Annotated in this window: 18 protein-coding genes and 1 pseudogene; 9 read left to right on the top strand and 10 right to left on the bottom strand. The window is 69.6% G+C overall.

The window, feature by feature from the left end:
* Window positions 1–255: 255 nt before the first annotated feature.
* The 5 genes from pucL to ACF088_RS31280 all read right to left on the bottom strand — a co-directional run bounded on the left by pucL (window position 256) and on the right by ACF088_RS31280 (window position 3002).
* Window positions 256–1203, bottom strand: a complete 948-nt coding sequence (pucL, locus tag ACF088_RS31300; protein WP_392379254.1) for a factor-independent urate hydroxylase — start codon at window positions 1201–1203, stop codon at window positions 256–258.
* 7 nt (window positions 1204–1210) lie between these two features.
* A complete protein-coding gene (uraH, locus tag ACF088_RS31295; protein WP_392379253.1) occupies window positions 1211–1636 on the bottom strand; it encodes a hydroxyisourate hydrolase in 426 nt (141 codons plus the stop codon).
* A complete protein-coding gene (gene uraD, locus ACF088_RS31290) occupies window positions 1633–2184 on the bottom strand; it encodes a 2-oxo-4-hydroxy-4-carboxy-5-ureidoimidazoline decarboxylase (RefSeq protein WP_392379252.1) in 552 nt (183 codons plus the stop codon). The genes uraH and uraD overlap by 4 nt, the downstream gene beginning before the upstream one ends.
* Window positions 2185–2355: 171 nt before the next feature.
* Window positions 2356–2736, bottom strand: a complete 381-nt coding sequence (locus tag ACF088_RS31285; protein WP_392379251.1) for a helix-turn-helix domain-containing protein — start codon at window positions 2734–2736, stop codon at window positions 2356–2358.
* Window positions 2733–3002 carry a hypothetical protein gene (locus ACF088_RS31280; protein ID WP_392379250.1) on the bottom strand — a complete coding sequence of 90 codons (270 nt, stop codon included), beginning with the start codon at window positions 3000–3002 and terminating at the stop codon, window positions 2733–2735. Before ACF088_RS31280 ends, ACF088_RS31285 begins: the two co-directional genes overlap by 4 nt.
* A gap of 137 nt (window positions 3003–3139) precedes the next feature.
* On the opposite strand from ACF088_RS31280, the gene ACF088_RS31275 reads away from it, so the two are divergent.
* The 6 genes from ACF088_RS31275 to ACF088_RS31250 all read left to right on the top strand — a co-directional run bounded on the left by ACF088_RS31275 (window position 3140) and on the right by ACF088_RS31250 (window position 9062).
* Window positions 3140–3982, top strand: a complete 843-nt coding sequence (locus tag ACF088_RS31275; protein WP_392379249.1) for a TIM barrel protein — start codon at window positions 3140–3142, stop codon at window positions 3980–3982.
* 40 nt (window positions 3983–4022) lie between these two features.
* Window positions 4023–4919 carry a 2-hydroxy-3-oxopropionate reductase gene (locus ACF088_RS31270; RefSeq protein WP_392379248.1) on the top strand — a complete coding sequence of 299 codons (897 nt, stop codon included), beginning with the start codon at window positions 4023–4025 and terminating at the stop codon, window positions 4917–4919.
* A gap of 290 nt (window positions 4920–5209) precedes the next feature.
* Window positions 5210–6667 carry a catalase gene (locus tag ACF088_RS31265; RefSeq protein ID WP_392379336.1) on the top strand — a complete coding sequence of 486 codons (1458 nt, stop codon included), beginning with the start codon at window positions 5210–5212 and terminating at the stop codon, window positions 6665–6667.
* A 511-nt stretch (window positions 6668–7178) separates the two neighbouring features.
* Complete coding sequence (locus ACF088_RS31260; protein WP_392379247.1) at window positions 7179–7922, top strand: hypothetical protein; 744 nt, start codon at window positions 7179–7181, stop codon at window positions 7920–7922.
* Window positions 7923–8091: 169 nt separating this feature from the next.
* Window positions 8092–8646 (top strand): GNAT family N-acetyltransferase, encoded by a 555-nt coding sequence (locus ACF088_RS31255; protein WP_392379246.1) that lies wholly within the window; start codon window positions 8092–8094, stop codon window positions 8644–8646.
* Between the two features lie 35 nt (window positions 8647–8681).
* Entirely contained in the window at window positions 8682–9062 is a 381-nt protein-coding gene (locus ACF088_RS31250; protein ID WP_392379245.1) for an MmcQ/YjbR family DNA-binding protein, read from the top strand.
* Between the two features lie 60 nt (window positions 9063–9122).
* Here the strand turns inward: ACF088_RS31250 and ACF088_RS31245 are convergent, their stop codons facing one another.
* Window positions 9123–9860: an SDR family oxidoreductase gene (locus ACF088_RS31245; RefSeq protein WP_392379244.1), complete on the bottom strand. Its 738-nt coding sequence runs from the start codon at window positions 9858–9860 to the stop codon at window positions 9123–9125.
* Window positions 9861–9990: 130 nt separating this feature from the next.
* Here ACF088_RS31245 and ACF088_RS31240 point away from each other — a divergent pair, with 130 nt between their 5' ends.
* Window positions 9991–10860: a helix-turn-helix transcriptional regulator gene (locus ACF088_RS31240; protein WP_392379243.1), complete on the top strand. Its 870-nt coding sequence runs from the start codon at window positions 9991–9993 to the stop codon at window positions 10858–10860.
* 115 nt (window positions 10861–10975) lie between these two features.
* On the opposite strand, the gene ACF088_RS31235 is transcribed toward ACF088_RS31240, so the two are convergent.
* The 3 genes and pseudogenes from ACF088_RS31235 to ACF088_RS31225 all read right to left on the bottom strand — a co-directional run bounded on the left by ACF088_RS31235 (window position 10976) and on the right by ACF088_RS31225 (window position 15199).
* A complete protein-coding gene (locus tag ACF088_RS31235) occupies window positions 10976–12616 on the bottom strand; it encodes an AMP-binding protein (RefSeq protein WP_392379242.1) in 1641 nt (546 codons plus the stop codon).
* Window positions 12613–12954, bottom strand: a pseudogene (locus tag ACF088_RS31230) (AMP-dependent synthetase); the annotation flags it as partial. The pseudogene ACF088_RS31230 and the gene ACF088_RS31235, both read right to left, overlap by 4 nt.
* Window positions 12955–13822: 868 nt before the next feature.
* Entirely contained in the window at window positions 13823–15199 is a 1377-nt protein-coding gene (locus tag ACF088_RS31225; protein WP_392379335.1) for an alkaline phosphatase, read from the bottom strand.
* 477 nt (window positions 15200–15676) lie between these two features.
* Here ACF088_RS31225 and ACF088_RS31220 point away from each other — a divergent pair, with 477 nt between their 5' ends.
* Window positions 15677–16306 (top strand): LuxR C-terminal-related transcriptional regulator, encoded by a 630-nt coding sequence (locus tag ACF088_RS31220; protein ID WP_392379241.1) that lies wholly within the window; start codon window positions 15677–15679, stop codon window positions 16304–16306.
* A gap of 58 nt (window positions 16307–16364) precedes the next feature.
* Here the strand turns inward: ACF088_RS31220 and ACF088_RS31215 are convergent, their stop codons facing one another.
* Window positions 16365–17345, bottom strand: coding sequence for a Rieske 2Fe-2S domain-containing protein (locus tag ACF088_RS31215; protein WP_392379240.1), 981 nt, complete (start codon window positions 17343–17345; stop codon window positions 16365–16367).
* Between the two features lie 89 nt (window positions 17346–17434).
* Here ACF088_RS31215 and vph point away from each other — a divergent pair, with 89 nt between their 5' ends.
* Entirely contained in the window at window positions 17435–18298 is an 864-nt protein-coding gene (gene vph, locus ACF088_RS31210) for a viomycin phosphotransferase (RefSeq protein ID WP_392379239.1), read from the top strand.
* Window positions 18299–18314 lie beyond the last annotated feature (16 nt).

Genomic DNA, 18314 nt, shown 5'->3' with positions numbered 1-18314 from the left:
GGTGGAGCAGGACCGCGCCCCAGGGCCCCGGCGCTGATCCCCGAGCCGGGCACGGTCCGGGCCCGGGCGGGGAAGCCGTCGTGGAAGGCCGGCGCGGCGGGCGGGACGAGGCCGGCGCCGAGCGAGAGAGCCACCGGTGGCGCGGGGTGGTGCGGGTGCGGTGCCATGGGTGGTCATTCCCCTCGGGTTTCGCGTGCCCCTCCCCGCTGCGGGGTGGGGAGGGGCGGGCGAGGCACGGCGTTGTGCCGGAGCCGCTCAGAGGTTCGTCAGATCCACCGGGATCTTGGGCTCGACACCGTCGCGCAGAACACTGGCTTCGATCAGGCCGTACGGGCGGTCGGCCGCGTAGTAGACCTCATTGTCGTTCTTGAGCCCGAACGGTTCGAGGTCCACCAGGAAGTGGTGCTTGTTCGGGAGCGAGAAGCGGATCTCGTCGATCTCCGCACGGTTATTGATCACGCGCGCTCCCATTTGGTACAGGGTCTGCTGGAGCGAGAGGCTGTAGGTCTCCGCGAACGCCTGCAGCATGTGCTTCTTGACCTGCTCGTACGAACGCTCCCAGTTCGGCATCCGCTGCGCGTCGTCGGTCCAGTTGAACCGCCAGCGGCCGGAGACCTCGGTGGCCAGGATGCGGTCGTAGGCCTCCTTCAGGGTCGTGTACTTGTCCTTGACGTAGCCCCAGAACTCCGAGTTGGTGGAGTTCATCACCACCAGGTCCTTCAGCCCGGAGATGACCTGCCACTGCTCACCGTCGTAGGTGATCTCGGTCAGGCGGGTCTCCTGACCCTTGCGGACGAAGGAGTGCTGGACCTCGTCGGCGCCGATGAAGCGGGAGTTGGCGTCGGAGGTGGCGATCCGCTCCCAGGCGTACTCCTCGATCCGGATGCGGGCCCGGTGGATCGGCTCCTGGCTGGTGACGAAGTGCCGCGCCAGGTGGATGCCGAACTGCTCGGCCGACTCGATCCCGTACTCCTTCGCGAAGGCGTACACGGTGTTCTTGGTCGTGTCGGTGGGCAGGCAGTGGGCGTTGGAGCCGGAGAGGTGGACCTCTTCCAGATCGCCGGAGAGCGAGACCGAGACGTTCAGGTCCTTGATGTGGTGCGTGTCGCCGTCGCGGGTGATCTTGACGACGCGGTTCTCCGCTTTGCCGTACTGGTTCTGGCCGAGAATCACCGGGCGGGCCGGGCGGGATTGGGCAGTCATGTCGGTGCTAGCTCCCTCGGTATACGGAGTAGCCGAACGGGTTGAGCAGCAGCGGTACGTGATAGTGCTCGCCCGGCGTGACGGCAAAGGTGATCGCCACCTCCGGGAAGAAAGCTCCGCTGTCCCTTACGCGGGGGGCGTCCTGCTGTTCCTCGGCTTGCTGGGTTGCCTTGTGGTGTGCGCGGTGCTGGTGGGAAACGAAGTACTCCTCGACGGCGAAGTCGAGGCGCACATGGGTGGTGCCTTCCGGCAGGGCCGGCAGATCCTTGCAGCGTCCGTCCGCATCCGTCGTGGAAGCGCCGTGGGCGGCCCAGGCGCCGTCGCGGCCGGAGCGCACCGCGAGCGTGAGGGCGACGCCCTCCGCGGGGCGGCCCACGCTGGTGTCCAGGATGTGCGTGGACACCGACGTCCGTGCGGCCGTCTCGCTGCTCATGCTGCGTCTCCTTCTGCGTGCTCGGCGATACGGGTCAGGCGGATGCGGTTGATCTTGCCGAGTTCCGCACGAACGATCTCTCGTTCCTGTTCCGGCGTGTTGTCGATCCGGTTACGGACGGCGTCGCGCAGCTGCTCTCCGGTCCGGCCGGAGGCGCAGATCAGGAAGACGTGCCCGAACTTCTCCTGGTAGGCCAGATTGAGTCCGAGCATCTCCGCCTTGAGCTCTTCGGAGGCGCCGGCCATCCCGCTCTGCTCGCGGCGCGAGGTGGGGTCGCCCGGCTTCGGCCGGCCGATCGGCGGATGCCCGGCCATCGCCTCGGCCAGGTCCGGTGCGCTCAGCTCCGCCATGGCGGCGTCGCTCGCGGCGAACAGGGCATCGGCGGTGGCGTAGGGACGCCGCGCAAGAACCTTGCTTCCCCATGCCCGGCTGGCACACACCCCGTGCAGTACGGCCCTGGCCGCACTGTCGTCGGCGGTGTTGAACGGGGTGAGTCCCGGCGTGGGCTCGGGGGTGTCCCCCGTCGAGCGTGGTGAACTCGAAGACACGGGAAGCCTCCGTGGCCTGGTGCTGGACAGCGTTGCTTGGCTGGAAACAGCTAAGACCCCCGGCAACAACACGTCAACACTTTGTTGAAAACTCGGCGACACACACGCCACCGCCCGGAGATGCGGGACGACGGCTCCGGCGGCGGGAGCGGACCCTTGGCCGCTCCGCCCTCAGTCGGTGCCCTTCGCCGCGTCATCCCTGTTCAGGTAGTTGTAAACGGTGAAGCGGCTGACCCCCAGGGCACCCGCGACCGTCTCCACGCCGTGGCGGACCGAGAAGGCTCCGCGGGACTCCAGTATCCGCACCACCGACTGCTTGGTCTTGCGGTCCAGCTCCGCGAGCGGCATGCCGTGCCGGCGCTGGAGCTCGGCGAGGAGGTGGTCGAGCGAATCCGACAGGTGCGGGAGCCGTACGGCCACCCGGTCCTGCCCCTCCCAGGTCAGCACGACGTCGTCGCCCTGCGCCTGGTCCGGCGCGATCATCTGTCCGCCCATCGCGTCGACCAGTGGCTTGACCGCCTGGACGAACGGGTGGTCGGCGGGCTCCGTCACGTCGCCTCCCCCTCGCCCTGCCCGGCCTCCCGGATCACATTGACCTGCAGGGAGACCCGGGTGGCACCCGCCTGGAGGGACTCGCGCAGCAGGGCGGCCACCGCGCCGAGCACCTGTTCGGCCTCCCCCTCCGCCGTGTTGCCGAACGGGCCGACGTCGACGGCGTCCAGTTCCGCGCCCGTGACGACATCCCGCGCCACCACCGCATGCGCGGGCGCCTCGTCCAGGTCGAACGGCTCCGTCGTGAACTCCACTCTCAATCGCACGCCGCTCAACCTACGCGCGGTAGGGCCCGGCCACCAGAAATTGCTCCGGAGCCCCCTTGACAGCCTGTGAGCCCGCCAGGCAACCTTCCAATACGCAGAAAAATAGTTCCACTATCCGGAAGGGAGTGCCGGGCCTGATGGGTTTCACGGACACGCGCTTCAACGTCAATCTGTCGATCCTGTTCACCGAGCTTCCGTTGCCGGAGCGGCCGGCGGCCGCGCGGGCGGCGGGCTTCACGGCGGTGGAGCTGTGGTGGCCGTGGGTGGACGCGCCGGTGCCCGGGCAGGCGGAGCTGGATGCGCTGCGCACTGCGCTGACGGATGCGGGGACGCGGCTGGTGGGCCTGAACTTCTACGCCGGGCAGCTACCGGGCCCGGACCGCGGAGCCCTGTCGGTCCCGGGCGAGGAGTCGGAGAAGTTCCGGGCGAATGTGCCGGTGGCGGTGGAGTTCGGCCGCTCACTGGGCTGCACGGCCTTCAACGCCCTGTACGGCAATCGGGTCGCGGGCGTTTCCGCGGCGGAGCAGGATGCGCTGGCGCTGGAGAATCTGGCGTTCGCCGCACGGGCGGTCGCGGAGGTGGGCGGGACGGTGCTGATCGAGGCGCTGAACGCGCCGGAGTCGCCCCACTGCCCGATCGTCAGCGCGCCGAAGGCCATCGAGGTGGTGGATGCGGTGAACGCGGCCACCGGGCTGGACAACGCCCGCTTCCTGATGGATCTCTACCACCTGTCGATGAACGGCGAGGACCTGGCCGAGGTCATCGACCGCTACACCGCCAAGACCGCCCACGTGCAGATCGCCGACAACCCCGGCCGCGGCGCCCCCGGCACCGGCGACCTCGACTTCACCGATCTGCTCGGCCGCCTCAAGAAGGCCGGCTACCAGGGCTGGACCGGCCTGGAGTACAAGCCCGGCGACGGACCCAGCGCAGGCGCCTTCGAATGGCTCCCCGCCCCGCTGCGCGCGGCCCGCTCCTGACGACTTCCCGCACTGTGAAAACCGTGAAAGAGGCACCCCGATGAGCAACCTGCCCAAGATCGCGTGGATCGGTCTCGGCATCATGGGCTCCCCCATGGCCGAAAACCTGATCAAGGCCGGCTACCAGGTCACCGGCCACACCCTCGAAGCCGACAAACTCCAGCGCCTCGCGGCAGCGGGCGGCACCGCCGCCGCCTCCCTGGCCGAAGCCGTCACCGACGCCGACGTCATCATCACCATGGTCCCGGCCTCCCCCCAGGTCGAAGCCATCGCCTACGGGCCCGACGGCATCCTGGAAAACGCCCGGCGCGGCGCCCTGCTGATCGACATGTCCTCGATCACCCCCCAGACCTCCATCGACCTGGCCCACGCCGCCGCCGACAAGGGCATCCGCGTGCTGGACGCCCCCGTCTCCGGCGGCGAAGCCGGCGCCGTCGAAGCCGTCCTGTCCATCATGGTCGGCGGCGCGCAAACCGACTTCGACGCCGCCCGCCCCCTGCTCGAAGCCCTCGGCAAAACCCTCGTGCACTGCGGCCCCCACGGCGCCGGCCAGACCGTCAAGGCCGCCAACCAGCTCATCGTCGCCGTCAACATCCAGGCATGCGCCGAAGCCGTCGTCTTCCTCGAAAAGTCCGGCGTCGACCTCACCGCAGCCCTCGACGTCCTGGGCGGCGGCCTGGCCGGCTCCACCGTCCTGGCCCGCAAGAAGGACAACTTCAAAGACCGCGACTTCCGCCCCGGCTTCCGCATCGACCTCCACCACAAGGACATGGGCATCGTCACCGACGCCGCCCGCACCGTCGGCGCCGCCCTGCCCGTCGGCACCCTCGTCGCCTCCCTCGTCGCCTCGCTGCGCGCCCAGGGCGACGGCGGCCTCGACCACTCCGCCCTCCTGCGCGGCGTCGAACGCCTCTCCGGACACCCCGCCGCACACTGAGCCCAGGGTGGCGGCGCGGATGCCGGCCCCGCGTACGAGTGCGCCCAGGGGGCGTTGAGCAGGCCCCCTCCCCGAAGATCTTGAACAGGTCCCCTCCGGCTTCCGGGCGGCGGCTGCGCCGACATCTGTCCTGTCGCGCCCAGGCGTGGCCGCCGCCCGGAATACCCCCGGATACCACCCAGGTTTGTTTCAACAAACTGTTGACGTTTGGTCGGAGCCCTTCTTACGCTCCGACAGCGGAAGCCGACTTCCGCGCTCTCGTACGGAAGGTCACCATGTCGAAGCCCACGCTGACGGCGCGCTTTCTCACTACGGAGGCTGGCGCCCCCGTCGCCGACAACCAGAACTCCGCCACCGCCGGCGCCGGCGGCCCGCTCGTCCTCCAGGACCAGCACCTGCTGGAGAAGCTCGCCCGCTTCAACCGCGAGCGCATCCCGGAGCGTGTCGTGCATGCCCGTGGCTCCGGCGCCTACGGCTACTTCGAGGTGACCGACGACGTCACGGGCTTCACCCGCGCCGACTTCCTCAACACCGTCGGCAAGCGCACCGAGACGTTCATCCGCTTCTCGACCGTCGCGGACAGCCTCGGCGGCCCGGACGCGGCCCGTGACCCGCGTGGCTTCGCCCTGAAGTTCTATACCGCAGAGGGCAATTACGACCTCGTCGGCAACAACACCCCGGTGTTCTTCATCAAGGACCCGATCAAGTTCCCCGACTTCATCCACTCCCAGAAGCGCGACCCCTTCACGGGCAAGCAGGAGCCGGACAACGTCTGGGACTTCTGGGCGCACTCCCCCGAGGCGACCCACCAGGTCACCTGGCTGATGGGCGACCGCGGTATCCCGGCCTCCTACCGCCATATGAACGGCTACGGCTCGCACACCTACCAGTGGACGAACGCCGAGGGCGAGGCCTTCTTCGTCAAGTACCACTTCAAGACGAACCAGGGCATCCGCTGCCTGGACGCCGAGCAGGGCGCCGAGCTGTCCGGCAAGGACCCGAACAGCCACCAGACCGATCTGCTGCAGTCCATCGAGCGGGGCGTCTACCCCTCCTGGACGCTGTATGTGCAGATCATGCCGGCGGCCGAGGCGGCGAACTACCGCTTCAACCCGTTCGACCTGACGAAGGTGTGGCCGCACAGCGACTATCCGCTGCAGCGCGTCGGCCGACTGGTCCTGGACCGCAACCCCGACAATGTCTTCGCCGAGGTCGAGCAGTCGGCCTTCTCGCCGAACAACTTCGTGCCCGGCATCGGCCCGTCCCCGGACAAGATGCTCCAGGGCCGGCTCTTCGCCTACGCCGACGCGCACCGCTACCGTCTGGGCGTCAACCACACCCAGCTGCCGGTGAACGCCCCCAAGGCGACCGAGGCCCACAACTACGGGCGGGACGGCCTGATGGCCGCCAACCGCTACGACCGGCACGCCAAGAACTACGAGCCGAACTCCTACGGCGGCCCGGTGCAGAGCGACGAGGCACTCTCCGCCCCGCTCGCCGTCTCCGGCCACACCGGCACCCACGAGGCCCCGGCGCACACCAAGGACGACGACTTCTTCCAGGCCGGTGAGCTCTACCGCCTGATGTCGCAGGACGAGAAGACCCGTCTGGTCGACAACATCGCCGGCGGCCTCTCCCAGGTCGGCCGCGACGACGTGATCGAGAAGAACCTCGCTCACTTCCACGCCGCCGACCCGGACTACGGCGCGCGCGTCGAGGCCAGGGTCCGTGAACTGCGCGAGGACTGACGGGAGGTCGGCATCCTTGCGCATCCGTAACGGCCGGCCCGTTTGAGGGGTGGCCGGCCGGTACGGAGAGGGAGCGCGAGCTCCGCGGTACCCGGGGAGAGCCAGTGCGGTGGCCGTGCCCGCCCGACAGGAAGGGCGGGCCTCTCCCCCACCGCGGAGCCCGCCGCCTCCCTCCCGGCCCCCACAGACTCCGTCCGGCGGCGCGATGTCCTGTCGCGCCCGATTCTCGCGCCGCCGGACGGGAACCACAGCGGGCCCGGAATCCGTACGGTCACGGATTCCGGGCCCTGAGTGTGCCTGCCCCGACTGCCCCCGCGTGCGTGGCGCCCGCCCTGCCGGACGGCCCCTGCGCGCCGCGGTGCGCTCCCCCCCGTGCGCCGTGGCTCCCCCGCGGTTCTCCCCCACCTGCGGCTCTCCTCGCAAATCGCCCCCCCTGCGCCCGATTTTGGAGAGACCATGGGAGCAGCAGCAGATCCGACCTGTCTGCCGCCCGACCTGCCAGGAGCCGACCATGGCCGACAGCGTGCCGGTGCGGTGCCCCACGTGCCGCCGCGAGAACGCCTTCACCCCGCCCACCTTCCCGTGCGCGTGCGGTGCCCCGCTGACCCTGCCCGTGCTGCGCGGCGGGGTGCCCGTCGAGATACTCCACCGCACCTGGCAGGCCTCCTGGGTGGAGGTGCGCTGCGAGGTCTGCGGACGGCAGGACGAGTGGCCGGCGCCGGAGTCCGGCTGCGCCTGCGGCACCGTCGTACGGGTCCCCGTCGCACCCGCACCGGTCCAACCACCCCCCAATTTCCCGTCGTTCGGCCCGCCCGCACCGAGGCGCGCACCGGCCCCCGCCCCCGAGACTCCGCGCCCCGCCCTGCGGCCCGCCTTCCGCCCGGTCACGATTCGTACGGCCCGCGACTGTGTCACCGCCGCCGAGCAGTATCTGAAGTGGCTGGGCTACGCCGATGCCGCCCGGACCCAGGAGCGCACCGCCTCCGGCGTGGACCTCCGCGGTACGGGTGTGGTCGCCCAGGTCGACCCCACCACCCGCGCCACCCAGCTGCGCGAGATCGAATGCGTCTGGCTCAACGGCCTGAACGCCTCGGCCATCGCGGTCTTCTTCTCGCTCGCCGGTTATGCCCACGACGCCCGCTCCCGCGCCGACGACCTGCACATCCCGCTGTTCGTCATGGACCTCACGGGCACCCCGCAACCGGTCAACGACCCGGCCGACGAACTGATCAAGTATGGCGCGACGGGCCGGTGATGCTGCCGCCCCGCGCCGCCGGGCGACGGACGACCGACGGTTGCGCTGCCGGGCGGCCCAGGGCCGAGGGCCGGGCGACTGAGGGCCGGCCGCCGGTCGACCGACCTGGCGGCGAGCCGACCACGGAAATCCGCTCGCCTCCCCCGCCCGCACCGGCGACACTGACACCGTGCTCATCCATATCCCCTCCCTCCCCGAGCTGCCCACCCTGCGCAGCATCGAGCGCGCGGCCGGTTCGGCATTCCGCGGACTCGGCATGGCGACGATCGCGGACGCCGAACCACCATCCCTTGCCCGGCTGACGGCGTTTCAGCGCGCCGGACGGGCACTGGCGGCGTACGAGGAAGAAGCGGGCGGGGCGGCAGCCACCGACGGCACCGGAGGGCCACTCGGCTTTTTGCTCTGGGAACCGGTCGACGGCTGCACCCACATCGAGCAGGTATCGGTCCACCCGCAGCACGCCCACCGCCGCATCGGCCGGGCACTGATCGACCGGGCGGAACGGGAAGGCGGCCCGGCCCCGCTCCCGCTCACCCTGACCACCTTCGCCGAGGTGCCCTGGAACGCGCCGTACTACGCCCGCATCGGATTCCGGACCCTCACCGATGCCGAACTCACACCGGGCCTGCGGGCCATCCGCGCCCACGAGGCGACGCTGGGACTCGACCGCTGGCCGCGGGTGTGCATGAGGCGGGAGGCCGGCGGCGCGGGCAGCGGGACGTGAACCGGTATGCCGCGGCTCGCCTGCACAATGACGGAATGATCGACGCGAATGCCCTGCGGGCCCTCTGTCTGGACTTCCAAGGCGCGGTCGAGGAGTTCCCCTTTCCGCGGCACCCGGACGTGTCCACCTTCAAGGTCGGCGGAAAGATCTTCGCGCTCACGGCGCTGCCGGATGCGCCGCTCACCGTGAGCCTCAAATGTGAGCCCGAGCTGGCGGAGCGGCTGCGTGCGGCACACCCCGAGGTGGTGCCCGGCTATCACCTCAACAAGCGCCACTGGAACACCGTTTCCCTGGACGGCACCCTCCCCGACCGGCTCGTCCTCGACATGATCGAGGACTCCTATGACCTCGTGGTCGCTTCGCTTCCCCGCGCGCAGCGTCTGTTGCTCGACTGGCCGGGTGAGCGGCGGGCCTGAACAGCCGTCCGGGCGCGTCGTCTCGTGTGGCGGGACGGGCGTGCCCTGCGGGCAGCGGCGTCAGCTCTGGGCGGTGGGCCGGACGACGATCTCGTTCACATCGACGGTGGCCGGCTGCTCGATCGCGAAGGCGATGGCCCGGGCAATCGCCTCGGGCGGGATGGCGATCCGGTCATTGGACTCCTTGATCCGGGCCCTGACCTCCGGATTCGTTGATGCCTCGGCGAAGTCGGTGGCCACATGTCCGGGCGAGACGGTGGTCACCCGCAGGGAGTCGCCGGCTTCTTGGCGCAGGCCTTCGCACAGCGCGCGGACCGCGAGCTTCGTGGCGGCGTAGACCGCCATGGCCGGCACGACGCGAAAGGCGGCCGTGGAGGCCGTGGTGATGAAGTGGCCGGCGCCTTGCGCCCGGAAGACCGGTAGCGCGGCGCCGATTCCGTGCAGCACGCCCTTGATGTTGACGTCGACCATCCGGTCCCACTCGTCGACCTTCAGATCATCGAGTGGCGAGATGGTGCCGAGCCCGGCGTTGCCGACCAGCACGTCGAGCCGGCCGAATCGCTCACGGGCCAGTGCGACCAGGGCGTGCAGGTCGTCGCGCCGGGTCACATCCGTACGGATCTGCACCGCCGCACCACCGGCCTTTTCGATCCGGGCCACCAGATCCGCCAGGCGCTCGCTCCGGCGTGCACCCAGGACGAGCCGTGCGCCTCGCTCGGCGAGCAGCAGTGCGGTGGCCTCGCCGATGCCACTGCTGGCCCCCGTGATCGCCACGACCTTGCCGTTGATCCCCGACATGATCGTCCCTCCTTTTCCTAATTTTTCTTGTCGTTCCATCGGTGAGGGCTCCTCCCTCGGCACCAGTCTGCCGAGGCTTTAGCCTGGTATCCAGAGCCGGTTTATTCTGGAACCAGGGATGCCATCCACCATGCCGAAACAGCCGAATCAACGCCGTGAGCTGAGCGCTTTCCTGCGCAGCCGCAGGGAGCGACTCACCCCCGGTCAGGTCGGCCTGCCACCGACCGGCCGGCGCCGGACCCCGGGACTCCGCCGCGAGGAACTCGCCTTGCTCGCCGGGATCAGCGCCACCTGGTACACGTACCTGGAGCAGGGCCGGGACATCCGCGCCTCGGACCAGGTGCTCGACGCCCTCGCCTGCGCGCTGCGGCTCGACCGGCACGAACGCGGACACCTCTTCCGGCTCGCCGGTCACCCGCCCGCCGCCGAGGCCGCGGAGCCCGAGCCGCTCCCTGCCGAGGTGGCGGCCGTCCCGCTCCTGCTGCAGCCCAATCCGGCGTACATCATCGACGGCACCTATGACGTGCTCAGCCACAACCAGGCGGCCGGCGAGCTGTTCGTGCATCTCACGGCGGCGGACCGGCCGGCGAACCTCGCCCGCTGGGTGTTCCTCGAACCCGCGGCCCGGGACGTGCTGGTCGACTGGGAGCCCGAGGCACGCGGCCTGCTCGCCCGGCTGCGGACGCTGGCCGCACACCACCCCGGCGACGCCCGTTTCACCCGGCTGATCGACGAGCTGAAGGCCGGCAGCCCGGAGGTGTCCGCCTGGTGGCCGCGGTACGACGTACAGGCCCGGCGCGGCGGACGGAAACGGCTACGCCGCCCGGGAGGCGCACCGGTCGATTACGCGTACACCGCCTTTCACCTGGCCGAACAGCCGGAACAGACGCTGGTGATCTACTCCGCCCAAGGGGGACCGTCCGAGGGGAACCCACCCAAGGGAGATCGGCCGGCGGAGGGAAATCGGCCGGCCGGGGGGAATCTGCCGACCGGGGCATGACCTGCGGGTAGGCGGAAGCGGGGCGGGTGCCGTGCCGGGTACTCGCCCGTCACGCGCCCTCCCGGCGGGGCACGGCGCGCGTCGCCGTGCCCCGCCGGGCGCCCGGGCGCGGGGGTCACGGCGAGACGCGCCCCAGCTCCTTGGCCAGCCGCTCGCGCAGCTCGATCTTGCGGACCTTGCCGCTGACGGTCATCGGGAAGGCGTCGAGGAGGTGGAGGTGGCGCGGCACCTTGTAGTGGGCGAGGCGGGAGCGGCAGTAGCGGTCCAACTCATCGCGGGTGAGCGGGTCTTCGGGGTCGCGGAGGATGACGCAGGCGGCGATCTCCTCGCCGTACTTCTCGTCGGGGACACCGACGACCTGGACATCGGCGATCTTGGGGTGGGAGTAGAGGAACTCCTCGATCTCGCGCGGGTAGACGTTCTCACCGCCCCTGATGATCATGTCCTTGATGCGGCCGACGATCCGGACATAGCCGTCGTCGTTCATCACCGCGAGATCGCCGGTGTGCATCCACCGGTCGGCGTCGATGACCTCGGCGGTGCGCTCGGGGTCCTCCCAGTACCCGAGCATCACGCTGTAGCCGCGGGTACACAGTTCGCCGGGGGCGCCGCGGGGCACGGTCACCCCGCTCGCCGGGTCGACGACCTTCACCTCGATGTGCGGCAGCACCCGGCCGACGGTCGCGGTGCGGTGGGCGAGGTCGTCGTCACGGCGGGTCTGGGTGGAGACCGGGGAGGTCTCGGTCATGCCGTAGCAGATGGAGACCTCGGTCATGTTCATCTCGGCGACCACCCGCTTCATCACCTCCTCGGGGCACGGCGAGCCCGCCATGATGCCCGTACGGAGGGAGGTGAGGTCGTAGGTGGCGAAGTCGGGGTGGTCGAGCTCGGCGATGAACATGGTGGGGACGCCGTAGAGGGAGGTGCAGCGCTCGTCCTGGACGGCCCTCAGGGTGGTGGCGGCGTCGAAGGCGGGGCCCGGGATGACGATGCAGGCGCCGTGCGAGGTGGCGCCGAGGTTGCCCATGACCATGCCGAAGCAGTGGTAGAAGGGCACCGGCAGACACACCCGGTCGTGCTCGGTGTAGGCGACGGTCTCGCCGACCCAGTAGCCGTTGTTGAGGATGTTGTGGTGGGAGAGGGTGGCGCCCTTGGGGAAGCCGGTGGTACCCGAGGTGTACTGGATGTTGACCGGGTCGTCGGCGGCGAGGGTCTGCTCGCACTCGGCGAGCCGGGTGTGCCCGACGGTGGCGCCTGCCGCCGGCAGCCCGTCCCAGCTGGGGTCGCCGATGTAGACCACTTCGCGCAGCGCCGGGCTCTCGGCGCGCACCTGCTCGATCATCCGGCGGTAGTCGCTGGTCTTGTGGTGCGTCGCGGAGACCAGGAGGGAGATGCCGGCCTGTCGCAGCACATACGCCAACTCGTGGACGCGGTAGGCGGGGTTGACATTGACGAGGATGGCGCCGATCCGCGCGGTGGCGTACTGGACGAGGACCCATTCGGCGCAGTTGGGCGCCCAGATGCCGACCCGGTCGCCCTTGCCGACGCCCTTGGCCAGCAGGCCGAGCGCCACTTCGTCGACCGCGCGACCCAGTTCGGTGTAGGTCCAGCGGCGGCCGCTCGCCACCTCGACCAGCGCCTCGCGGTCGCCGAACCGGGCGATGGTGCGGGCCAGATCGGTCCCGATGGTGTGCCCGAGCAGCGGCTGCTCGGCGCCCCCGCAGGCGTACGACAGTTCGTGGTGCGGCTCGCTCATCGGTGGTTCTCCTCGCGGTACTCGGCGCTGCCGTCGCCCTGCGCGGTGCGCTCCCGCAGCTCGATACGGCGGATCTTGCCGGAGACGGTCTTGGGCAGTTCGGCGAACTCCAGCCGCCGAATGCGCTTGTAGGGGGCCAGTATGTCGCGGGAGTGCGCGAAGATCGCCTTCGCGGTCTCCGGGCCGGGCGACTACCCGGCCGCCAGCACGACATACGCCTTGGGCACGGCCGGCCGCAGCGGATCGGGGGCCGGCACCACGGCGGCCTCGGCGATCGCCTCGTGCTCCAGCAGTGCGCTCTCCAGCTCGAAGGGGGAGATCTTGTAGTCGGAGGGCTTGCACAGACCGCCAGTTCTGGGGGACAGCTCTCGACTTTGCATGGGCCGGGGGCCACCCCTCCCTCGAATCTCAAGCGGCGGACGTGTCACTCCGTCGTCAGGGAGCGACTCCCCCTGCATGTCAGTCGGTGTGTCCATGAGCTGCCCCCAGAAGCCCGTCTTCATCCATCACTGCCACACGCCGGCAAAATTGCCGGGTGGAGAGGACAAGCTACTCCAGGGGCAATCGGTACGCGTCTTGTGGAGGATGGCATTCAGAGTGCCCCGAAGGTCCTTGGCGCGCCTCCCCGTACGTCCCGTGAAGCTCGGCTCAACCTTCGCCCGAGCGTCGTCCGCCAGCAGGGGAAACGCGGCGCGCACGCCGGTGGAACCACACACTCGCGCAGTCATCGCATCGGGTCTTCCTCGGGATGGAAGCGCCCTTGCGGTGCGGACATTCTGATGGCGGATCTTCATTGTCCGGGAATACGGTTCACCTGGCCGGGCGGATATACACCCGGCAGTTCCGGACGGACGCAGTGGCGCTGTGGAATACCCCGGCGGGACAGCGGACGCTAAAGGACATGGCCGCTGACCTGGGAATCACCCGCGAGAAGGCGAAGCGGGTGACGACCGCCACCGTGTATCACCTCCTGGCGCATCAGCATCTTGAGCATGGCCCCCGATGATGCATGCGAAAGCAGTTGTGCGTGGCGGTCGGAAGCTCCAAGCGGACGCAGGCAGTGGACTCCTGCGCTTCTGCTGAGGCGCGGCGGGGCGGGGCGGGCGCGCAGAGGACGCGCGATCGGTTGATCTCGGTCCCGTGCACGCCCGCCCGGGCCGGGGCATTACTCCTGCATCTCGCCATCCCCATGGGGGCGGCGGGAGCTCAGTGCAAGTCGAGTGCGGTGCGGAGGGTGGTGAAGAGCTCGGTCTGGTCCGTGGCGCCGAGCACCCGGTGGGCCTGGGGACCCTCGGCCGCGATGCGGACCTGTACGCCGCTGTGCTCCTGGCCCTCCTCACCCGCGTGCGTGGCGTAGCTGACCTTCATCAGGGCCCCCTCGTCCGTCACGAGCGTCGCGGACAGACCTGCAGGTCTGGCGGCCATCGGCACGATCTGACTGCTGTGCCCGTGGTCGGCGGTGGTGATCACCAGGGTGTCGGGGTGCTGTGTGGCGTACTCCCTGGCGGTCTTGACGGCTCGGTCGAAGGCGGCGGTCTCGCCGATCTGGCCGCAGGGGTCCGCGTCATGGTTCTGCTTGTCGATGGAGGCACCCTCAACCTGGAGGAAGAAGCCCTTGCCCTGTCCCTTCTGCCGCGCCCCGACTTCGAGGAGGCCGATCGCCTTGCGCGTCTGGGCCTCCAAGCTCGGGGTGCGCCCGGAGCGCTCGGGGTTGGCAGTCACGCAGCGCTGTGGCGCCGTGCCGCCGGCCGCGGCGGGTCTGCCGGTCCATTCGACCGGTACAGCCTCCGGCGCGAACAGCCCGAGCACCGGCTGTCCGGGGCGTGCGGCGTCCAGGCCCCTGGCGTTCGTCACCACCTGATAGCCGCGCTGACGGGCGCGGTGCAGCACAGTGGCGCCCCGCTCGGGGCCCTCCGTGATGGTCTGGTCGAAGCGCCGCTTGCCGCCGCCGAGGAGGACGTCGATTTGGTGCGCGACAGTCTGCTCCGCAATGGATCCGGGGCCGCCCTCGGCCCGGGCGTCCGCTGGGCACAGCGCCATGTCGGCAGGGCCCTGACAGCTGCGGTCGGTGACATGCGCGGCGATGGCTGCGGGGGTGGCGTCGGTGAGCTCGGCGGTCGTGACGCTGCCGGTGGCGAGCCCGCCGTGCTGGGCGAGCTCCAAGATGGTCGGGACGGCGCGGTCGGTGTCCGGGGTCTTGGATATCCGGTCGTTGAGTGTCTTGTGGCCGGTGGCCCAGGCGGTGGCGCTCGCCGCGGAGTCGGTGACGTAGTTCGGCTCTCCGTCCGTGTCGACGGAGTAGGTGGTGTACGTCCCGGTCATCGGGAAGCGGTCCATGTGGAGCCTGCCTCCCGCGCCCACCGTGTAGTTGCGGGCGAGGGTGATCTCGGAGTCCCCCATGCCGTCGCCGATCAGCAGGATCACGTTGCGCGCCGTGGCCGTGGAGTCGGCTGCGGAGACCGCTGCCCGGGCGCCCTGACCGGTTCCGGTTGGTGTCGCTGCGGGGATGGCCACGATCCCTGCGACGAGCAGTGCGGCGGCGCCGAGGAGCCCTCGGCCGTAAGGGGCGCTCCCCGCTACCATATATTTCACGACGTTAAACCTCCATTGACCTGATACCTATGAATGAATTCACAGGACATACCCGAGAGTCGAAATTCAACGGAAAAGTAATCGCAAATACATTACACATGCAACAGTTGTCAAGCATCTACATCGGCCACATGGGGACCTGCGCTTATGGGGTCTGGCTCGCGGCATATGCAATACCCTGACCTGCGCAGTTGCCTCACCAAAAGCTCCACGATGAGGGGCGGGACAGGTTCACAGTTGAGAATCCCTGCCGATTCTCAGTCAACTAAACTCACAGTAAAGCAGCTTTCGACTTTTGGATCTAGAATTACTGACGTTTCCAGGGGGCGTTGCTGGAACACCGAAATGACACAAGGGGGAGATGTGGGACAGATCTGGGTCAGCGAAGCCGCATCGCGTTGGCTGTACGAGTCGGCTGAGGAGGAACCGGGCACCCGAGTCCGGATTCTGTTGGCAGAGGACAGGGATGTGTACCGGAACGGGCTGCTCGTCCTGCTCTCGCAGATCGCCGACGCCGACGTGGTAGGGACGGCGGTCGACCGCGAGGAGCTGGCGCATCAGTCGGCCCTGCTGGCGCCGGACGTCCTGGTCGCCGGAGCCTCCTTAGTGGTCCCCGACGGCGTCGCGGCGGTCTGCCGGCTACCCAGCGGGGTATCCAGCGGCACCGTCATGGTGGCCGAAAGCGACACCGACGAACTGCTGCGCGCGGCGCTCGCGGCCGGAGTCCGCAGCTATCTTCCGCTCAGCGCCCCGCGCGAGGACTTCGGGGCCGCGATCCGGGCCGTCGCGGCGGGCGGCGCCTTCCTGCCGACCGATGTCACCCGCCGTCTCGTCGGAAACTTCCATCTGGTCCCCCGCCAGGCGGACGAGCCGATGGAACTCCGGCTGCTCAGCGAGCGCGAGCGGCAGGTGCTTCTCCTCATCGGCGGCGGCCGCACCAACCGGGAGATCGCCCGTAACCTCCAGCTCAGCGAGGCGACGGTGAAGAGCCATGTCTCACGCATCCTGGCCAAGCTGAAGCTGCGTGACCGGGTGCATGTCGCCCAACTGGTGTGGCGGCTCGGCCTCGACGCCCCGCGCCCCCTCCAGCAGCCCTGAGCGACTCCCCGGGACCCGTATACCCATGTCACAGCCGCGCCTGTCACTGCCATACCTCTCACTGCCTCGCTTTGTAGCTCTCCAGCAACTCCGTGTACACCCGCCGGTAGGTGATGCTGAACTTGTCTGCCGGGGTGTGCACTTGGGAGTACAGATCCAAGGGCGCTTCGACAGGCCGCTGGTTCTCCACGATCGGATGGTCCTCCTCGAAGACTTGCCGCTCATAAGCGAGCACATCGGCCAGCTCCGCCCCCTGCGCGGTGGACACCGCGTCCGTACCGGCCAGCCAGAACTGCCGTACGCGCAGCCCGTCCGCCGAGACCGGAGTGGTCACCTGCGCGACCAGTCGGCGCCCGCCGGACGGCGAGGAGACGCAGATCGACGCGAACACAGGAAGGGTGATGCGGTAGTCCAGATGATGGCTGAATTCCTCGGGAATCCCCTCGGCGCCCAGCGAGGAGGACCAGCCGAGCCGCCAGCCGTCCCGCACGATGCGATAGGACTCCACCACCTGGTCCACGTCGCCCATCGTCTCCGCGTGCACAAAGGGGAAATGGGCCTTGTCCCGGAAGTTCTCCGTCAGCTGCCGCATACCGCAGTTCAGGGTGTACGGCTCGCCTGCGCCGAGCTGCCATGCCTCGTCGACATACTCGGGCAGCCGCGGCAAGGGCAGAAAGGGGTCCTCGAGGCAGCTCCACACCAGGCCGTAGGAGATCTCGGCGGCATAGGTACGCAGCGCCGCATGCGGCCTGCCCCGCCCCGGCGGCAACGAGGGAATGCGCGTGCACCGCCCGTTCCCTGCCTCGAACAGCCAGCCGTGGTAGGGGCATTCCAGGGCGCCCTCGCGCAGCTGTCCCAGCCGCAGCGCCACGCCCCGGTGCGGGCAGAAGCCTTCCGCAACCGTGACGGAACGCTCGTCTCCGTACACCACGAGTTCCTCGCCGAGAATGCTGCCGCTCGCGACGCCGTTCTCGATGTCGGCGACCCGGGCGACCGGGAACCACATGTGCCGCAGTGTCTCGTATTCAACCGGATCCATCGTCATACCCCTGCTTCAGATGATTCAGCACGTCACTGCACATCAGATGAGAGCTTGCGAAAGCCTGAGAAGTGGAGAGTTCACTCACCATGGGAACCATTGAGACGCACCGCGATCTGCTGAGCCGACTGCTGCCCGACGACAAGGCGGACGAACTCACCGTCCATCAGGGACAGTTCCACCATGTGGTGATCGGCTCGGACCGGGTGGTGTGCTTCGCCCGCACCGAGGCGGCCGCGGCGCGGCTGCCCGAGCGGGCGGCCGCGCTGCGCGCCCTCGCCGGCCTCGACCTCGGCTTCAACACCCCGCGGCCGCTCGGCGAGGGCGGCGCCCAGGGTACGGACGAACCGCCGTACCTGGTTCTGAGCCGGGTCCCCGGAGCGCCGTTGGAGGACGACGCGCTCGGCAGGCCCGAGGTGGCCGAGGCGGTGGCGACGCAGTACGCCACCCTCCTGTCCGGGCTTGCCGCCGCGGGCAACGACGAGAAGGTGCGCGCCGCGCTGCCGCCGGCTCCCGAGGGGGAGTGGCAGGACTTCGCAGCGGGGGTGCGCGCCGAGCTGTTCCCGCTGATGTCCGACAGCGGGCGGGAGCGCGCCGAGCGCGAGCTCGCCGCGCTCGACGCGCTCCCACGTCTCACCTCCGCTGTGGTTCACGGTGACCTCGGCGGCGAGAACGTCCTGTGGGAGATCTCGGGCGGCGTGCCGCAGCTGAGCGGTGTCGTCGACTGGGACGAAGTCACCGTCGGCGACCCGGCCGAGGACCTGGCCGCCGTCGGGGCCAGCTATGGCGAGGAGCTGCTCGGCCGAGTGCTCGCGCTCGGCGACTGGGACGACGGCGGAGTGGCCGAGCGAATCACCGCGATCCGTGGCACCTTCGCCCTCCAGCAGGCCTTGTACGCGCAGCGCGACGGCGACGCGGAGGAGCTGGCGGACGGTCTCACCGGCTACCGGTAGGCCTGACCCTCCACGA

The sequence above is a fragment of the Streptomyces sp. NPDC015125 genome (assembly GCF_043080045.1).
Taxonomy (GTDB): Bacteria; Actinomycetota; Actinomycetes; order Streptomycetales; family Streptomycetaceae; genus Streptomyces.
The sequence above is the reverse complement of the archived record's forward strand: the minus strand, read 5'-3'. Positions and strand labels throughout refer to the sequence as shown.